This window comes from Sinobaca sp. SA16-1, from assembly GCF_059510515.1.
Window position 1 is genome coordinate 192,280 of the sequence record NZ_JCAKFL010000003.1, and the last position, 16,604, is coordinate 208,883.

The 16,604-nt window shown below is 43.8% G+C and carries 18 protein-coding genes, 1 tRNA gene and 1 other annotated feature (1 of these 20 running past the window's edge); of the genes, 18 read left to right on the plus strand and 1 reads right to left on the minus strand.

Annotated elements, in window-relative coordinates:
* The first annotated feature begins 3 nt into the window (after positions 1-3).
* The 3 genes from AC5W2J_RS08915 (at position 4) to uvrC (ending at position 3,372) form a co-directional block, all read left to right on the plus strand.
* Positions 4-978, plus strand: a complete 975-nt coding sequence (locus AC5W2J_RS08915) for an electron transfer flavoprotein subunit alpha/FixB family protein (RefSeq protein WP_496059127.1) — start codon at positions 4-6, stop codon at positions 976-978.
* Between the two features lie 164 nt (positions 979-1,142).
* Positions 1,143-1,457, plus strand: coding sequence for a thioredoxin (trxA, locus tag AC5W2J_RS08920; protein ID WP_120192569.1), 315 nt, complete (start codon positions 1,143-1,145; stop codon positions 1,455-1,457).
* A 187-nt stretch (positions 1,458-1,644) separates the two neighbouring features.
* Complete coding sequence (uvrC, locus tag AC5W2J_RS08925; RefSeq protein ID WP_496059647.1) at positions 1,645-3,372, plus strand: excinuclease ABC subunit UvrC; 1,728 nt, start codon at positions 1,645-1,647, stop codon at positions 3,370-3,372.
* 49 nt (positions 3,373-3,421) lie between these two features.
* On the opposite strand, the gene AC5W2J_RS08930 is transcribed toward uvrC, so the two are convergent.
* Positions 3,422-3,802 (minus strand): DUF2507 domain-containing protein, encoded by a 381-nt coding sequence (locus AC5W2J_RS08930; RefSeq protein ID WP_496059128.1) that lies wholly within the window; start codon positions 3,800-3,802, stop codon positions 3,422-3,424.
* Between the two features lie 109 nt (positions 3,803-3,911).
* On the opposite strand from AC5W2J_RS08930, the gene AC5W2J_RS08935 reads away from it, so the two are divergent.
* From AC5W2J_RS08935 to ilvE, 15 genes are all read left to right on the plus strand, one after another.
* Positions 3,912-5,264 (plus strand): TrkH family potassium uptake protein, encoded by a 1,353-nt coding sequence (locus AC5W2J_RS08935; RefSeq protein ID WP_496059129.1) that lies wholly within the window; start codon positions 3,912-3,914, stop codon positions 5,262-5,264.
* Between the two features lie 263 nt (positions 5,265-5,527).
* The gene (locus AC5W2J_RS08940; RefSeq protein ID WP_496059130.1) at positions 5,528-5,674 is read left to right on the plus strand and encodes a hypothetical protein; all 147 of its coding nucleotides are present in this window, start codon (positions 5,528-5,530) and stop codon (positions 5,672-5,674) included.
* Positions 5,667-6,275, plus strand: a complete 609-nt coding sequence (locus tag AC5W2J_RS08945; RefSeq protein ID WP_496059131.1) for a succinate dehydrogenase cytochrome b558 subunit — start codon at positions 5,667-5,669, stop codon at positions 6,273-6,275. The genes AC5W2J_RS08940 and AC5W2J_RS08945 overlap by 8 nt, the downstream gene beginning before the upstream one ends.
* Before the next feature lie 38 nt (positions 6,276-6,313).
* The gene (gene sdhA, locus AC5W2J_RS08950) at positions 6,314-8,092 is read left to right on the plus strand and encodes a succinate dehydrogenase flavoprotein subunit (protein ID WP_496059132.1); all 1,779 of its coding nucleotides are present in this window, start codon (positions 6,314-6,316) and stop codon (positions 8,090-8,092) included.
* Positions 8,092-8,859 (plus strand): succinate dehydrogenase iron-sulfur subunit, encoded by a 768-nt coding sequence (sdhB, locus tag AC5W2J_RS08955; protein WP_496059133.1) that lies wholly within the window; start codon positions 8,092-8,094, stop codon positions 8,857-8,859. Before sdhA ends, sdhB begins: the two co-directional genes overlap by 1 nt.
* Positions 8,860-8,947: 88 nt before the next feature.
* The gene (locus AC5W2J_RS08960; protein WP_496059134.1) at positions 8,948-9,400 is read left to right on the plus strand and encodes an acyl-CoA thioesterase; all 453 of its coding nucleotides are present in this window, start codon (positions 8,948-8,950) and stop codon (positions 9,398-9,400) included.
* A 342-nt stretch (positions 9,401-9,742) separates the two neighbouring features.
* Positions 9,743-10,006: a phosphocarrier protein HPr gene (locus AC5W2J_RS08965; protein ID WP_120192561.1), complete on the plus strand. Its 264-nt coding sequence runs from the start codon at positions 9,743-9,745 to the stop codon at positions 10,004-10,006.
* Entirely contained in the window at positions 10,006-11,733 is a 1,728-nt protein-coding gene (gene ptsP / locus AC5W2J_RS08970; protein WP_496059135.1) for a phosphoenolpyruvate--protein phosphotransferase, read from the plus strand. The genes AC5W2J_RS08965 and ptsP overlap by 1 nt, the downstream gene beginning before the upstream one ends.
* Before the next feature lie 152 nt (positions 11,734-11,885).
* Positions 11,886-12,353, plus strand: a complete 468-nt coding sequence (locus AC5W2J_RS08975) for a MarR family winged helix-turn-helix transcriptional regulator (protein ID WP_496059136.1) — start codon at positions 11,886-11,888, stop codon at positions 12,351-12,353.
* Positions 12,354-12,388: 35 nt separating this feature from the next.
* Positions 12,389-13,204 carry a glutamate racemase gene (racE, locus tag AC5W2J_RS08980; protein ID WP_496059137.1) on the plus strand — a complete coding sequence of 272 codons (816 nt, stop codon included), beginning with the start codon at positions 12,389-12,391 and terminating at the stop codon, positions 13,202-13,204.
* A 23-nt stretch (positions 13,205-13,227) separates the two neighbouring features.
* Positions 13,228-13,986, plus strand: coding sequence for a ribonuclease PH (rph, locus tag AC5W2J_RS08985; protein ID WP_496059138.1), 759 nt, complete (start codon positions 13,228-13,230; stop codon positions 13,984-13,986).
* 1 nt (position 13,987) lies between these two features.
* Positions 13,988-14,581, plus strand: coding sequence for an XTP/dITP diphosphatase (locus AC5W2J_RS08990; protein WP_496059139.1), 594 nt, complete (start codon positions 13,988-13,990; stop codon positions 14,579-14,581).
* A gap of 13 nt (positions 14,582-14,594) precedes the next feature.
* On the plus strand, positions 14,595-15,110 hold the full coding sequence (locus tag AC5W2J_RS08995) for a metallophosphoesterase family protein (RefSeq protein ID WP_496059140.1): 516 nt from the start codon (positions 14,595-14,597) through the stop codon (positions 15,108-15,110).
* Positions 15,111-15,272: 162 nt separating this feature from the next.
* Positions 15,273-15,349, plus strand: a tRNA-Arg gene (locus AC5W2J_RS09000).
* A gap of 322 nt (positions 15,350-15,671) precedes the next feature.
* Positions 15,672-16,571, plus strand: a complete 900-nt coding sequence (gene ilvE / locus AC5W2J_RS09005; protein WP_496059141.1) for a branched-chain-amino-acid transaminase — start codon at positions 15,672-15,674, stop codon at positions 16,569-16,571.
* A gap of 11 nt (positions 16,572-16,582) precedes the next feature.
* Positions 16,583-16,604, plus strand: a binding site (T-box leader); it runs 237 nt beyond the window's last position.

The window sequence follows — 16,604 nt, forward strand, 5'->3', positions numbered from 1 at the left end:
ATAATGGGCAGAAAAATTCTTGTTTTAGGAGAAGCAAAAGAAAACGAATTAAGAAATGTAACGTTTGAAGCGATCGCAGCAGGACGAAAGGCAGCAGACGGCGGCGAAGTAGTTGGTGTATTATTTGGTGAAGGAGCTGCCTCTCATGCAGAAAAAATGATTCAGCATGGAGCTGACCGCGTGATCGTGTCGGAAATGGATGAATTAAAGCAGTACACGACAGACGCCTACATGCAGGCAATGGAGCAGGTATGTGAAGAAGAGCAGGCGGAAGGACTCGTTATCGGCCATACATCCAGCGGTAAAGACTTGGCGCCGAGACTTTCCAGAAAGCTGAGCTCGGGGCTTATTACGGACTGCGTGGATATAGAAGGCGAAGGAGCAGAAGCTCACTTTATTCGTCCAGTCTATTCCGGAAAAGCATTTGAAAAGCTGACGGTAGACGAGGGATTTTTATTTATCACGATTCGTCCCAATAATATTCCGGCATTGGAAGCTGACAGCAGCAGAAGCGGAAGTGTAGATACGAAAACATTTACGATTACCAATCTGCGTACCATTATCAAAGAAGTAGTGAAAAAGAGCACGGGAGGCATTGATTTAGCGGAAGCTAATATCATTGTAGCCGGTGGAAGAGGCGTGAAAAGTGCAGAAGGCTTTAAGCCGCTGGAAGAGCTGGCAGACGTTCTCGGCGCAGCTATTGGTGCCTCCCGCGGGGCGTGTGACGCAGATTACTGCGACTATGCGCTGCAAATCGGACAAACAGGTAAGGTGGTTACGCCGGACCTTTATATTGCAGCAGGTATCAGTGGAGCCATTCAGCATTTAGCGGGCATGTCCAATTCCAAAGTAATTGTAGCTATCAATAAAGACCCTGAAGCGCCGATATTTGAAGTAGCAGACTATGGTATTGTCGGAGATTTGTTTGATATCATTCCTGCCCTCACAGAAGAATTTAAAAAAGTTACTGCCTCTTAAAAAAAAGCCTGCCGGGGTCGGCAGGCTTTTTCGTGAGCCGGCTGTGCGTTTAGACAAATACGAAGCGGATAAATAATATACAGGCAATCTATTAGCCACAATTTATACACAATGCTATAATATGCATTAGCTTAATAAAGCTACTTTAAAGGAGGACCACACAAATGGCAATTGTAACAGCTACTGATCAAAACTTTTCAACAGAAACGTCTGAAGGCGTTGTATTGGCGGACTTCTGGGCTACTTGGTGCGGACCATGTAAAATGATCGCTCCAGTACTCGAGGAAATCGATACAGAAATGGGCGACAAGATAAAGATCGCAAAATTAGATGTTGATGAAAATCAGGAAACAGCCGGTAAGTACGGCGTAATGAGTATTCCTACTCTTCTTGTTTTTAAAGACGGCGAAGTAGTAGACCAGGTTGTAGGCTTTCAGCCGAAAGAACAACTTGTTGAATTATTAAATAAACACATCTAATAAATAGGTCAGAAAAGCCGCTGAAGGAATATCAGCGGCTTTTTCCTATATATAAGGAAGGATTCTTTGCACACAAACATACTTTCGCTTTATACTACGAGAGAAGAATGAAGTGAAGAGGTGTTACGGATTGAATACAATAAAAGAAAAGTTAACCGTGCTTCCGGACCAGCCGGGCTGCTACTTAATGAAAAATAAGCACGACACTGTTATATATGTTGGAAAAGCAAAAGTGTTAAAAAACAGGGTAAAGTCGTATTTCACAGGCTCCCATGATGGGAAAACCCAGCGCCTCGTCGGGGAAATCGTGGATTTTGAATACATTATTACTTCATCCAACCTTGAGGCGTTAATTCTGGAAATGAATCTAATCAAAAAATACGAGCCGAAATATAATGTGCTGCTAAAAGACGATAAGTCATATCCTTATATCAAAATCACAAAAGAAGAACACCCTCGTTTAATTACAACGAGAAAAATAAAAAAAGACGGGGCTAAGTATTTTGGGCCATATCCGAATGCCGGGGCAGCCAACGAAACAAAAAAACTTCTCGACAGGCTTTATCCTATGAGGAAATGCCGAACGATGCCGGACAGAGTCTGTCTTTACTATCATATAGGGCAGTGTCTGGCTCCGTGCGAGTTTGAAGTCTCTAAAGAAACCAACCAGAAAATGGTGCAGGATATTGCGAAGTTTTTGAACAACGGCCATCAGCTGGTAAAAGAAGACCTGCGTGCAAAAATGCATACGGCTTCTGATGAGTTGAATTTTGAAAGAGCCAAAGAGCTCCGTGATCAGATTCATCATATTGACTCGGTAATGGAAAAACAAAAAATGAACATTAACGATACAGTAAATCGCGATATTTTTGCTTATTCTGTGGATAAAGGCTGGATGTGCGTACAGGTTTTCTTTATCAGAAGCGGTAAGATGATTGAACGCGATGTATCGGTCTTTCCTTATTACCAGGAACCGGAGGAGGATTTTCTGACGTTTCTGGGACAGTTTTATCTTCGGGAAGATCATCTGAAGCCTAAAGAAGTATTCATTCCAATGGGTATCAACCAGGAAATGGCCGCCCAGCTGCTGGAGATAAAAGTAATACAGCCTGCCAGAGGAAAGAAGAAAGAGCTGGTAGAGCTGGCCGAACGCAATGCAGCCCACGCTTTAAAGGAGCGCTTCTCCCTTATTGAGCGGGATGAAGCAAGGACGGTAAAAGCGGTGGAAGAGCTGGCGGAAGCTATGCAGATTGATATGCCGCACCGGATAGAATCCTTTGATAACTCCAACATACAAGGAACTGACCCAGTTGCTGCGATGGTAACGTTTATGGACGGGAAGCCTTTTAAGAAAGATTACCGTAAATATAAAGTGAGAAGCGTTACTGGACCGGACGATTACGCCTCCATGAAAGAAGTTATACGCCGGAGGTATACAAGACTGCTGAAAGAAGGCCAGGCACTCCCGGACTTGATTCTGGTGGATGGCGGCAAAGGCCAGCTGAGTGCTGCGTTAAGCGTCATAGAAGATGAACTTGGCATGAATGTGCCGGTAGCGGGTATGGCGAAGAACGATAAACACAATACGTCCGAACTCATTATGGGTGATCCTCCTGTAGTCGTGCCGTTAAAACGAAACAGCTCTTCTTTTTACCTTCTCCAGCGCATTCAGGACGAAGTGCACCGCTTTGCGATAACGTTTCACCGGCAGACGAGAGGGAAAACGATGTTTTCTTCTGTACTGGATGATATCCCAGGGGTGGGGGAAAAACGCAAGCGGGCTCTGTTAAAGCATTTTGGTTCCATGAAAAACATGAAAGCGGCAACGGTGGATGACTTTAGAGCCATAGCTATTCCGGACAGTGTCTCAAGAGAACTGCTGAAACGGCTTCATGAGGCACCGGCTCCCAAATAAATAAAAGGAACTGCTACATGTTTGTCTGCGGCAGTTCCTTTTTATTGTGCTACTCTTTATCCCAGCGGACAGAAAAGGTGTAGTCTTCTTTTTTCTCATTCAGGTACGTTTCCGCCGCTGTTTGTTTAAGCGTGGATAACTGCTCAGCGAGAAATCCTGCTTCCAGGAGAAAGGAATATGTATCATGGGTTGGCTTGAGCTTTAACTGCAGTTCGCGTTTTTTTTCGTTAATAATCTGCAGGTCTCCCCAATAAGCTTTGTTAAAAAATTCCAAAATTTCTTCTACTGAAGCGCAGGGGTATTTCCGTGCAAGGGACTTACCGGCCCAGTATAATATTTCAGGCTCATCATGCCCAAGTAGTTCCGGCAGAAGCGTTTCTCTGAGAAGGGCGTAGCCAAATGAAGGGGACGTGCTGTTAGTGTCTGACATAAAAGCCTCCTTTTCTGTCTTTATTATACAGGCTTCCTGCTGAAATCTCTATAGATTATAAAAAGCATAAATGATATACTGATGTCCGAAATCCAGCGGAGGTTGAGGCATGAAAAAATTTACGAACGCATTTATGACGCCTTTTAGAATGATTATTTTTTCATATATTGTATCCATGCTTCTATTCAGCGTTTTGCTGTGGCTTCCTGTTTCCCATAAGCCCGGCATCGAGGTTGGTTATCTGGATTCACTATTTACTTCCGTTTCGGCAGTAAGCGTAACCGGGCTGACCGTTATTAATGTTTCTGAAACGCTGAGCTATACGGGGGTTTTTTTCCTGGCACTGGCCATGCAGGTAGGAGGCATTGGTATTATGTCCCTGGGCACATTTGTGTGGTTGCTTCTGGGCAGAAAAATTAATTTATCTCAACGGCTTCTTATTATGGTCGATCAGAATCAATACCAGTTTTCCGGTATGGTAAAGTTAATGAGAAACATACTCCTCCTGGCGCTGGCTATTGAAGCGGTGGGGGCTCTTATTCTTGGTACTTATTATATACAATATTTCGACTCGGTCGGCCAGGCTTATTACCAGGGAGCGTTTGGTGCTTTAACTGCATTTACAAACGCGGGATTTGACGTGACCGGCCAATCGCTGATTCCGTTTGCGGATGATTATTACGTCCAGCTGATTGTTGTGCTGCTTATCTTTGCAGGAGCGATTGGATTTCCTGTATTAATGGAGATCAGGGAATATTTTTCTTCCAACAGCAAGGACTTTCGTTTCAGCCTGTTCACAAAGGTAACAGTAACGACTTATTTTCTCGTTTTTGCCATAGGTGTGATCGGTATTCTGCTGCTGGAAGCGAACGTTTACTATCAGGGAATGGCCTGGCATCAGCAGGTGTCATCGGCGATCTTTCATTCAGCCAGTGCCCGGAGTGCGGGACTGTCCACGATGGATGTGTCGGCCTACTCGCTGCCTACGCTGTTGTTTGTATCTTCCTTAATGATTATTGGAGCAAGCCCGTCAAGCGTGGGCGGCGGTCTGAGAACCACAACGCTGGCTGTCATGTTTTTAACGATCCGCAGCTTTGCGCTGGGGAAGGAAGAAGTAAAAGTGTTCGGCCGGCAGATTCACCCGGAAGATAAACAAAAAGCGTTCATCGTTTTGTCATTTTTTCTTGTGGGTGTATTTGCGGCAGTCCTATGTATTAGTGCGCTGGAACAGAACAATACGAACGTGGAGCTCATTGATATTATCTTCGAAGTGAGTTCCGCATTCGGAACATGCGGCTTAACAACAGGCATTACAGATGATTTATCAAGGCCGAGCCAGCTCGTGCTGATGGTATTAATGTTTGTCGGCCGGGTGGGGATTTTAGCCTTCCTGCTGTCGGTAAAAAGAAAAGAAACGAAGTCTTATTATAAATATCCAACAGAACGTATTATTATTGGCTAATAAAAACAAAAACAGCCTCTTTTCCCTGGAAAAACCGTTTAGGGGAAGGAGGTTTTTGTATATTTTGTTTATAAAGGCATGTATCCGTTTTCTTGACTCACTGGAAAAGTGGGAGTACAATAAATGTGTTGAAGTACAATGCGCGCTGTGATTACGAAAAACGTAAATAATGGATAAATTATTATATATCCTGCACCGCTTTCGTTTTTCTAAATGGCAACGAACTTGAAAATGACCGTTTTGTTTTTGTTCCATTACATAAGGTGACAACCAAACAGCTTTGTACATGGGCTGTTTTATTTTGTGGGGCATTTTCTATTCGGTTTGAAAGGGATGGTGAAAAAGCAGAAGGTGCATCAAGAATCACCAACAAAAATGGAATAATTTTAGGAGGATATTTGCATGGCTGAAAACCGTGAATTTTTTAACCGCAGACTTCATTCTTTACTTGGAGTCATTCCCATTGGGATATTTCTAATCCAGCACTTTATCGTAAACCATTTTGCTACCCGGGGGGCCGAGGCGTTTAACCAGGCCGCTCATTTTATGGAACAGCTTCCATTCCGCTATTTTTTAGAAATATTTATTATCTTTCTTCCCATTCTGTTTCATGCTATCTACGGTCTGTTTATCGTATTCCAGGGGAAGGCAAACACAAGACGCTTTGGATACTACCGTAACTGGATGTTTCTGCTTCAGCGCATTACCGGTGTGTTTCTGCTTATCTTTATCACCTGGCACGTATGGGAAACCAGAATTGCTGCAATGTTTGGTCAGACGGTAGATTATGATATGATGGCATCAATACTAAGTAACCCGTTCATGCTTGTTTTCTATATTCTTGGGGTCGTAGCAGCTACGTTCCACTTTTCTAATGGTTTATGGTCGTTTATGGTTACCTGGGGCATTACCGTGACACCACGCTCCCAGCAGATCTCCACTTATGCAACAATTGGACTGTTCGTTGTATTAACCATCATTGGACTAAGATCCATTTTTGCATTTGTATAAGTCCTTAGACTGTCAATTAATTAAGGAGAGGGTCAATTATGAGTAATGGCAAAATCATCGTAGTCGGTGGAGGCCTGGCCGGCCTGATGGCAACAATTAAATCAGCAGAAGCAGGCATTCAAGTAGATTTATTTTCCATTGTTCCCGTAAAAAGATCGCACTCTGTTTGTGCACAGGGCGGAATCAACGGCGCTGTTAACACAAAAGGAGAAGGCGATTCCACATGGGAGCACTTTGACGATACAGTATACGGCGGCGACTTCCTTGCCAACCAGCCTCCCGTTAAAGCAATGACGGAAGCAGCTCCGGGAATCATCCACTTGATGGACCGCATGGGCGTTATGTTTAACCGGACAGCAGAAGGGCTGCTTGACTTTAGAAGATTCGGCGGCACGCAGTACCACCGCACAGCATTTGCAGGAGCAACGACGGGACAGCAGCTTTTGTACGCGCTTGACGAGCAGGTAAGACGCTACGAAGCAGCTGGACTTGTTAATAAATACGAGGGCTGGGAATTTCTTTCTGCGGTTCTTGATGATGAAGGCGCCTGTAGAGGGGTAACCGTACAGAATCTGAGCTCCCACGATGTGGAGACGTTCCGTGGAGATGCGGTTATCATGGCTACCGGCGGACCGGGAATTATGTTCGGAAAGTCTACGAACTCTATGATTAACACAGGCTATGCAGCAGCAGCTCTTTATGAGCAGGGCGTCTATTACGCCAATGGGGAGTTTATTCAAATTCACCCTACAGCTATTCCCGGTGATGACAAGCTCCGTTTAATGAGTGAGTCTGCCCGCGGAGAAGGCGGACGTGTATGGACTTATAAAGATGGCAAACCATGGTATTTCCTTGAAGAAAAATACCCGGCGTACGGAAATCTCGTACCACGTGACATTGCTACCCGTGAAATTTTTGACGTCTGCGTGGAGCAGAAGCTCGGTATTAACGGCGAAAACATGGTATACCTTGACTTATCCCATAAAGATCCAAAAGAACTCGATGTTAAGCTTGGCGGGATTATGGAAATCTACGAAAAGTTTATGGGTGATGACCCCCGTAAAGTACCAATGAAGATTTTCCCTGCTGTTCATTATTCCATGGGCGGCATGTGGGTCGACTATGACCAGATGACCAATATCCCAGGCCTGTTCGCTGCCGGCGAATGTGATTATTCCCAGCACGGCGGAAACCGCTTAGGTGCTAATTCGCTGCTGTCCGCTATTTACGGCGGGATGGTTGCAGGTCCTAAAGCAGTGGAATATATGAACGGACTGGAGAAATCTGCTGAAGACATGAGCAGTGAAATCTTTGACCGTTCCAAGCAGAAAGAAGTAGATGAGTTTGAGAAAATTATGAACATGGATGGCAAAGAAAATGCCTATGTGATTCATAAAGAGCTTGGCGAATGGATGACGGACAATGTAACCGTTGTACGTGATAACGAAAAGCTTCTCAAAACAGACGAAAAAATTCAGGAACTTCTGGACCGCTGGGAAAACATTAACATTAATGATACGTCCAGATGGAGCAACCAGGCAGCATCTTTCACACGTCAGTTAAAAGGAATGCTGAACCTGTCCAGAGTTGTTACGATGGGGGCCTATCATAGAAATGAAAGCCGCGGCGCTCATTATAAGCCGGAATTCCCGGATCGTAATGACGAAGAGTTTTTGAAAACAACGAAAGCGAAATACAACCCTGCGAAAAAGGGACCTGAATTTGAATATGAGGAAGTCGATGTATCTCTTATTAAGCCTCGTAAACGCGACTATTCCCAGAAAAAAGCAGGTAAAAAGGAAGGGGCCGGAAGTTAATGAGTGAAAAGACCGAAAACAAAGTAATCCGGTTTGTTGTGACTAGACAAGAAGGACCGGATGAACCTTCATATAAGCAGGAATTTGAAATTCCCTACCGCCAGAACATGAATGTTATTTCGGCACTTATGGAAATCCGTCGAAACCCGGTAGATGCCCAGGGCAATCCAACGTCTGCTGTTATCTGGGACATGAACTGCCTGGAGGAAGTCTGCGGAGCATGTTCAATGGTAATCAACGGCAAGCCGCGTCAGTCCTGTACAGCGCTTGTTGATCAGCTGGAACAGCCGATTCGTCTGGAGCCAATGAAAACATTTCCTGTAGTACGTGATCTTCATATTGACCGTTCAAGAATGTTTGACTCGCTTAAAAAGGTAAAAGCATGGATTCCGATTGACGGAACATACGACCTTGGACCAGGACCTAGAATGGCAGAGAATAAGCGTCAGTGGGCCTATGAGCTCTCCAAGTGTATGACGTGCGGTGTCTGCCTTGAAGCCTGCCCGAACGTGAATGACAATTCCGACTTTATCGGACCGGCTGCTCTTTCCCAGGTGAGATTGTTTAACGCCCACCCAACGGGAGAAATGAATAAAGAAGAACGTTTAAAGGAACTAATGGGAGATGGAGGCATTTCAAGCTGCAGTAACTCGCAGAACTGTGTGCAATCATGCCCAAAAGGTATTCCTCTTACGACTTCCATTGCCGCGCTGAACAGAGACACAAACATTCAGTCGTTTAAAAGCTTTTTCGGCAGTGATAAATAATGTTTGAAATTCGGCCGGTGCAGGTATAACCTGCACCGGCTTTTCTTATACTAAACAGAACAGCTGTGTACAGAAAAGGAGCATATATATGGGTACCCCTTCTTATATTGAAGATTGGACAAAATGGGAGAAAGACTTCTCCTTCTATAATGAAACAACAGTGAGGTTTTCCGAAACAGATGCGTTTGGGCATCTAAACAATACCAATGCATTTGTCTACTTTGAAAACGTTCGGCTGGCATTTTTTAAAAAGGTCGGATTAATGCAGCAGTGGCTCGCACCGGATTCAGAAAAAATGATTGTCGTAGCGGATATGCACTGTGATTATATAAAACAAATTTACTTTGATGAAGCACTGGAAGTATATATGAAGATAGCGCGGATCGGTAACAGCTCCGCAGATGTGCATTACCTGGTAAAGAACACGGACGGGGAGAAATGCTTAACCGGACGCGGAGCCGTCGTTCAAATATCCAAAGAAACGGGCTCATCTCTTCCATGGAGTGAGGAAGATAAAGAACGAATGAACAGCCTTCAGTGAACGAAATTGCTATTTCATTTGTTTTGCAACAAGTTGCTTGTCTATAGAAATGACAAGTGTTAAAATAGTCGTTGGATAAATATTCGCTCACTATGCCGGCAGATAAACGTGTAACTGATTAGATCAGGCATGAGTAGGGAAAAGCTGATAGATACTTTTGTATTATCTGCAGAATACAGAGGGGTTTTCAGCTGTATATACTCATGCTTTTTTTAATCACTGGATGTTTGGCTGCCGGCATTTCATGAACAAACTATTTATCTTTTACTTGACCATTACGGTCAATACTTAGTATGTTTATGAAAGCGATATAAATGAAAGTAAAGAAAAGGGGAATTTGACATGAAAGAAAAAACATTCAATATTACGAACGATACTGGGATCCACGCACGCCCTGCTACACAACTGGTAAATAAAGCGGGCCAATTTTCCTCTGATATTACACTAGAGTATAACGGCAAGTCCGTAAACCTAAAGTCTATTATGGGAGTTATGTCTCTTGGAGTAGGCAAAGGTGCAGAAGTAACAATCAAAGCTGACGGATCTGACGAAGACGAAGCAATGAATGCTATTGAAGAAGTAGTAAAGGAAGGGCTTGGGGAGTAATGCCACAGAGCCTGACAGGAATTGCCGCTTCTAAAGGCATCGCAATGGCACCGGCTTTCATTTTGGAACAGCCTGATATGGATATTCAAAAAAAGACCGTGTCCGACGTTGAAGAGGAAACAGCCCGCTATAAGAAAGCAGTAGCGACTGCGAAAGAAGAACTTACGGTAATTAAAGATAAAACGCTTAAAGAAATGGGCGAAGATAAAGCAGAGATTTTTTCTGCCCATCTGCTTGTTTTAGAAGATCCTGAACTGCTTGATGCCGTCGAAGCAAAAATCAAAGAAGGCATTAACGCGGAATTTGCAATGAAAGAAGTATCTGATATGTACGTTTCCATGTTCGAAAGCATGGATAATGAGTACATGAAAGAGCGTGCTGCAGATATTAAAGACGTATCAAAGCGTGTGCTTCTTCATCTGCTGGGACTGGAAAATACAAACCTTGCTGAAATCAATGAAGAAACAGTAGTCATTGCGGAAGACTTAACTCCTTCTGATACAGCACAGCTTAACTTAGCCTATATTAAAGGATTTGCCACAGATATCGGAGGCAGGACTTCCCATTCTGCTATTATGGCAAGATCAATGGAAGTGGCTGCTGTTGTTGGGACAAAAGAAGCTACCGCCTCTATTAAAACCGGCGACTTTGTCATTATTGATGGGTTGGAAGGCGCTGTCCTTGTTAATCCTGATGAAAAAACAATCTCTGAGTATAAAGAGAAAAAAGAAGCTTTTGCCCGCCAAAAAGAAGAATGGGCAAAGCTTGTTAATGAAACCTCTGTTACAAAAGATGATCATCATGTAGAACTTGCTGCCAATATCGGTACGCCTCAGGATATGGAAGGAGTTCTGGCCAACGGAGCAGAAGGCATCGGCCTCTACCGTACAGAATTTCTTTATATGGGACGTAATGAACTGCCTACGGAAGAAGAGCAGTTTGATGCGTATAAGACTGTTCTGGAAAAAATGAACGGCAAACGCGTAGTTATCCGCACGCTTGATATCGGAGGAGACAAAGAGCTTCCATATCTGGATCTGCCTAAAGAAATGAATCCATTTCTAGGTTTCCGTGCCATCCGCCTTTGTCTTGAAAAAACAGACATGTTCAAAACGCAGCTGAGAGCTCTACTCCGTGCAAGTGCCTACGGGCAGCTTAGTATTATGTTTCCTATGGTAGCTGCTATTGAAGAGGTCAGACAGGCTAAAGCTCTTCTTCAGGAAGTGAAAGAAGAACTGACGGCTTCCGGTACAGAAGTAAGTGATGCGATTGAAGTCGGCATTATGGTGGAAATTCCATCTACTGCCGCAGCGGCGGAAATCTTTGCCAAAGAAGTAGATTTCTTCAGCATCGGTACTAACGATTTGATTCAGTATACGATGGCTGCAGACCGAATGAGCGAAAAAGTGGCTCACTTATACCAGCCATATCATCCGGCTATACTAAGACTTGTCAAAAATGTTATTGATGCTGCTCATAAAGAAGGCAAATGGGCCGGCATGTGTGGAGAAATGGCTGGAGAAGCAACAGCTGTTCCGCTATTGCTCGGTCTTGGACTGGACGAATTCAGTATGAGTGCGACATCTGTCCTGCCTGCAAGAAGCCAGATCCGTCAGCTTTCCAAGAAAGATACAGAATCATTAGTAGAAGAAGCGATGACGCTGTCTACTTCTGAAGAAATTGCTGAGCTGGTTCAAAAGCGTGGATTTATTACAGAAAAGATGTAATGAAAAGCTGCCTCTTCCCGGGGGCAGCTTTTTTTGTATGTGAAAAGCAGAGGAGGGGAATCATCCGCTCGATTTTGTTTCATACGACTTGCAATAAAGAGCGAAACAAGCGAAAATATACAGAGACCCGAAAGGAAGGGAGGAAAACAGTGGTGAATCGACAGCAAGTGTCTCAAATAGAAAAGTCGCTTCGGCATGTTTCCTATATCGTAAAGCAGAAGGGAAGAGAAATTCTAAACGAGTTTCCTATTACCCCACCGCAGTTTGTTGCTTTACAATGGCTGCAGGAAGAGGGAGATATGACGATCGGCGAACTTTCCCAGCGTATGTATCTGGCCTGCAGCACTACAACGGATTTGATCGACCGGATGGAAAAAAATGAGCTCGTAGAACGTGTGAAAGATGAAAAAGACCGCCGCGTCGTACGAATTCATCTTTTAGAAAAAGGAACAGTCATCATTAAAGATGTTATTAATGAACGGCAGATATATTTAGAAGGCGTTTTATCAGAAATGTCAGCGGAAGAAGTGAGCTCTATTGAACAAGGTATGGCAGCTCTGCAGGGGAAAATGAACCAGTTGAAAGATACAACAGAAAATGAAACAGCCGATACAAAATAGATAAGCATACCTTTAATAGAAAACGAGGGAAAAGCGTGGAAAGACCGATAGGAGTCATTGATTCGGGGCTGGGAGGCCTCACAGTAGCAAAAGAAATTTCAAGACAGCTTCCAAAGGAGAGGATGGTATACATAGGGGATACCGCCAGATGCCCATATGGACCACGTCCTGTTGAAGAAGTCAGGGCATTTACGTGGGAAATGATCGACCGCCTGCTTGAAGAAGACATAAAAATGCTTATTATTGCCTGTAATACAGCCACTGCAGTCGTACTGGAGGAAGTGAAAGAATCGCTTTCCATTCCAGTGATTGGAGTTGTCCAGCCAGGGGCTATTTCAGCATTAAAAGTAACCGAAAATAATCATGTAGCAGTTATCGGTACAGCAGGTACAATCGCAAGCGGGGCTTATATCGAAGCGCTGCATACGATTAATGCCAACGTAAAGGTGGACAGCCTTTCCTGTCCCCCGTTCGTCCCGTTAGTGGAAAATGGCTTTACGGAAAAAAAAGAAGCTGTTGAAGTCATAACGAATACGCTTCAGCCGCTCTTATCTTCTTCTTTTGACACGATGATTCTTGGATGCACCCACTACCCTCTGCTGCAGGAACTGATTCAGGAAGTAGTAGGAGAACATATTTCGCTGATCAGCTCCGGGGATGAAACGGCCAGAGAAGTCAGCACCATCCTTCATTACAATAACGATTTAGCCATGGAAGAAGCACTTAAAGAAAATATATACTACACTACAGGTCCGGCGGAATCGTTTAAAGATATGGCAGAAGAATGGCTGCAAAATGATGAACTGGCCGTGTATTCAATACAATTAAGCAAAACAAGCGCACAAAAATAGAGAGCAGCAAAAGGGGAAAGAGTATGTACCGTATTGACCAGAGACAAGAAAATGAATTAAGACCCGTAACGATAGAAACAGATTATTTGATGCATCCGGAAGGTTCAGTGCTGATTACAGTCGGTGACACAAAAGTGATTTGTACGGCAAGTATCGAAGACAGGGTTCCTCCTTTTCTAAGAAATTCAGGCAAAGGCTGGATTGCTGCAGAGTATTCGATGCTTCCAAGAGCGACAGCAAAAAGAAACATCAGAGAAGCAGCAAAAGGGAAGTTGACCGGCAGAACGATGGAAATCCAGCGTTTGATCGGAAGGTCGCTCCGCTCTGTTGTCGATTTAAGTGTACTGGGCGAACGGACTATCTGGATAGACTGTGATGTCATTCAGGCAGACGGGGGCACAAGAACCGCTTCCATAACGGGTGCCTATGTAGCGATGGTGATGGCGCTGCAGGGTCATGTAAAGAAAAAGAAAATCAAGTCTCTGCCAATAACAAACTACCTCTGTGCCGTATCGATTGGCATTGATAAAGAAGAGCAGGCTCTGCTGGATCTTTGCTACGAAGAAGATGCAGCGGCTTTAGTAGATATGAATGTTGTCATGACTGGAGATCAGAAGCTTGTCGAACTGCAGGGGACCGGAGAAGAAGCAACGTATTCCAGAACACAGCTGAATACGATGCTTGATCTTGCTGAAAAGGGTGCGGAAGAACTTTTTGTTGTCCAGGCAGAAGCACTAAAGGGCATCCTGCCTTTCCAAAAAGAAGAAACAAAGGAAGTATAAAATGAATACACTTATTATTGCTACGAAAAATAAAGGGAAAATTGCTGAATTTAATAATATGCTGCAGGACCGATGGAAAGTAAAATCTCTTCTGGATTATGACACAGCGGATATCCCTGAAAATGGAATAACGTTTGAAGAAAATGCCTCGGCAAAAGCAGAGGCAGTTGCTTCCATGTTCGGCTGTATGGCAGCAGCGGACGATTCGGGTTTGGAAGTGGATATTCTTAATCAGGAGCCGGGCGTATATTCCGCCCGGTATGCAGGTCCGCAGAAAAGCGATGAGGATAATATAAATAAATTGCTTCAGGAGCTGAGCGGCGTGCCGGAGGAAAAACGAACAGCTCGTTTTGTCTGTGTCATAGCAGTGGCGGTTCCAGGAAAAGAAACAGTAACGTTTAGAGGGACGTGTGAAGGCGTTATTCATTCCGTAAAAGAGGGCGGCAATGGATTTGGCTACGACCCTGTATTTTTCCTCCCGTCCTATAACAAAACGATGGCCGAGTTATCCGGCATCGAAAAAAACAAAATCAGTCACCGCGGCAAGGCAGTAAGGCTTGCAGTAGATTATATTTCCAACACAATGAATGAATAAAGGCGGGTACGAAATGAAAGCATTAATCGTAAGTGACACACACGGCAGCAAAAAAGAGCTGCAGCGGGTATTGAAACGGCACAAACAGGAAGTCCACGCCATTATTCACTGTGGAGACTCCGAATTGACCAGGGATGACAATATTCTCTCAGACATTCATATTGTTGAAGGGAACGTGGATATGCCCGGTCAATTTCCTACGGAAGTGGCAGTAGAAGTAGATGGCATCACCATATATGCTGCACATGGGCATCTGCTGAACGTAAAAAGCGACATCGGGCCTATAGCGAGAGAAGCAGAAAAAAAGGGCGCCAGCCTGGTCTGCAGCGGCCACAGTCATATCGCAGCTGTTGAAGTGTATCAGAACCGTCTGTTTGTTAATCCAGGCAGTTTGTTAATGCCGAGAACGAGGATGGAAAAAACATATGCAGTAGTAGAATTTTCCACACCAGCGGAAGCAGACGTCCGATTTTATGAAGAACATTCCGGAAAAGAAGTAGAAGAGCTGTCCGGGCATTTTTTTCTTTAAGAAAGAAATGCCGGCACTTCGCTGTGTTCAAATGCTTCTGCAGAAGGGCTGCGCTGGTCAAATTAGTTAAATGGTGCCAAAGTTTCTCAGCAAACCGCATTGACTTTATCGTGAAGATATATTAATATAAATCTTGTCGTGAAAAACGGCAGAACATAAGATGTCTCAGTAGCTCAGCAGGATAGAGCAACGCCCTTCTAAGGCGTCGGTCGCAGGTTCGAATCCTGCCTGGGACACCAATACAACCATTCCAAAACAGCATCTATGCAGATGCTGTTTTTTTGTATGTAAATAGAAAAAAACGGCAGAATCGATACTGGGGTGCTTAGATGTTTCTGTTAAAAAGAAAAGTAATATGAATCGTCAAAATATTTCCGGAAAACGGTTGACCCTTTGGGCTAATCGGAGTAATATGGATTTCAACGCACTGTTTGTATACAGGGGAAATACATTTGGCTTTTCCGTGCGTACAAACACAGGATAGAACCGTCTAAGATGTAACTTGAAAGCAAAGTCCTGATGGTTCCTTATATTCAGTTCAAACATCAGGAGTGGTTAAAGATGAAAGATCAGTGGATTTATTTAAGCGGTGAATTTGTAAGAAAAGAAGATGCCAAAATTTCTGTCTATGACCATGGGTTTCTTTACGGTGACGGTGTATTTGAAGGCATCAGGGTTTATAGTGGAAATGTATACAAACTTGAGGAACATCTAACAAGACTGTATAATTCGGCTAAATCCATTATGCTCACCATCCCTCATTCTTCAGAAGAAATGACGGAGATTATTTTGGAAACCCTTCGGAAAAACGACCTTCAGGATGCGTATATAAGACTCGTAGTATCCAGAGGAGTCGGAAACTTAGGGCTTGATCCTGCATCATGTTCTTCTCCGCAGATTATAGCTATTGCAGAAGAACTCGCTATTTATCCTAAAGAGTTTTATGAAAACGGGCTTGATATTGTAACAGTTGCCACCCGGAGAAACAGCCCGGATGTGCTGAGTCCGAAAGTGAAATCGCTCAATTATTTAAATAATATACTCGTTAAAATAGAAGCAGGACTTGCCGGAGTAAGCGAAGCTCTTATGCTTAACAGCGAAGGGTATGTAGCTGAAGGCTCTGCCGATAATATTTTTATTATTAGAAATAACGTCCTTTATACGCCTCCAGGATACATTGGCGCGTTAGAAGGAATCACCAGAGCAGCAATTATGGAATTATCTGAAGAATTAGGTTATACTCTTAAAGAAGAACCTTTTACGAGGCATGATGTGTATACAGCAGATGAGGTATTCCTCACTGGAACAGCTGCAGAAGTTATCGCAGTGGTGAAAGTGGACGGCCGGATAATCGGCGATGGAACACCGGGTCATCACACAAAAGTGCTGTTGGAAGGCTTCCGACAAAAAGTAGTACAAGACGGAGTGAAAATATACTCTGCCAATGAAGTGAAAGCTTAATAACTCTATATAGAAATGCGTTGAGAAGGACAA

Coding starts and splice junctions, on each gene's coding strand:
- AC5W2J_RS08915 (WP_496059127.1), top strand. CDS start 4: ATGGGCAGAAAAATTCTTGTTTTAGGAGAAGCAAAAGAAAACGAATTA.
- trxA (WP_120192569.1), top strand. CDS start 1,143: ATGGCAATTGTAACAGCTACTGATCAAAACTTTTCAACAGAAACGTCT.
- uvrC (WP_496059647.1), top strand. CDS start 1,645: ATGAAAAATAAGCACGACACTGTTATATATGTTGGAAAAGCAAAAGTG.
- AC5W2J_RS08930 (WP_496059128.1), bottom strand. CDS start 3,802: ATGTCAGACACTAACAGCACGTCCCCTTCATTTGGCTACGCCCTTCTC.
- AC5W2J_RS08935 (WP_496059129.1), top strand. CDS start 3,912: ATGAAAAAATTTACGAACGCATTTATGACGCCTTTTAGAATGATTATT.
- AC5W2J_RS08945 (WP_496059131.1), top strand. CDS start 5,667: ATGGCTGAAAACCGTGAATTTTTTAACCGCAGACTTCATTCTTTACTT.
- sdhA (WP_496059132.1), top strand. CDS start 6,314: ATGAGTAATGGCAAAATCATCGTAGTCGGTGGAGGCCTGGCCGGCCTG.
- sdhB (WP_496059133.1), top strand. CDS start 8,092: ATGAGTGAAAAGACCGAAAACAAAGTAATCCGGTTTGTTGTGACTAGA.
- AC5W2J_RS08960 (WP_496059134.1), top strand. CDS start 8,948: ATGGGTACCCCTTCTTATATTGAAGATTGGACAAAATGGGAGAAAGAC.
- AC5W2J_RS08965 (WP_120192561.1), top strand. CDS start 9,743: ATGAAAGAAAAAACATTCAATATTACGAACGATACTGGGATCCACGCA.
- ptsP (WP_496059135.1), top strand. CDS start 10,006: ATGCCACAGAGCCTGACAGGAATTGCCGCTTCTAAAGGCATCGCAATG.
- rph (WP_496059138.1), top strand. CDS start 13,228: ATGTACCGTATTGACCAGAGACAAGAAAATGAATTAAGACCCGTAACG.
- AC5W2J_RS08990 (WP_496059139.1), top strand. CDS start 13,988: ATGAATACACTTATTATTGCTACGAAAAATAAAGGGAAAATTGCTGAA.
- AC5W2J_RS08995 (WP_496059140.1), top strand. CDS start 14,595: ATGAAAGCATTAATCGTAAGTGACACACACGGCAGCAAAAAAGAGCTG.
- ilvE (WP_496059141.1), top strand. CDS start 15,672: ATGAAAGATCAGTGGATTTATTTAAGCGGTGAATTTGTAAGAAAAGAA.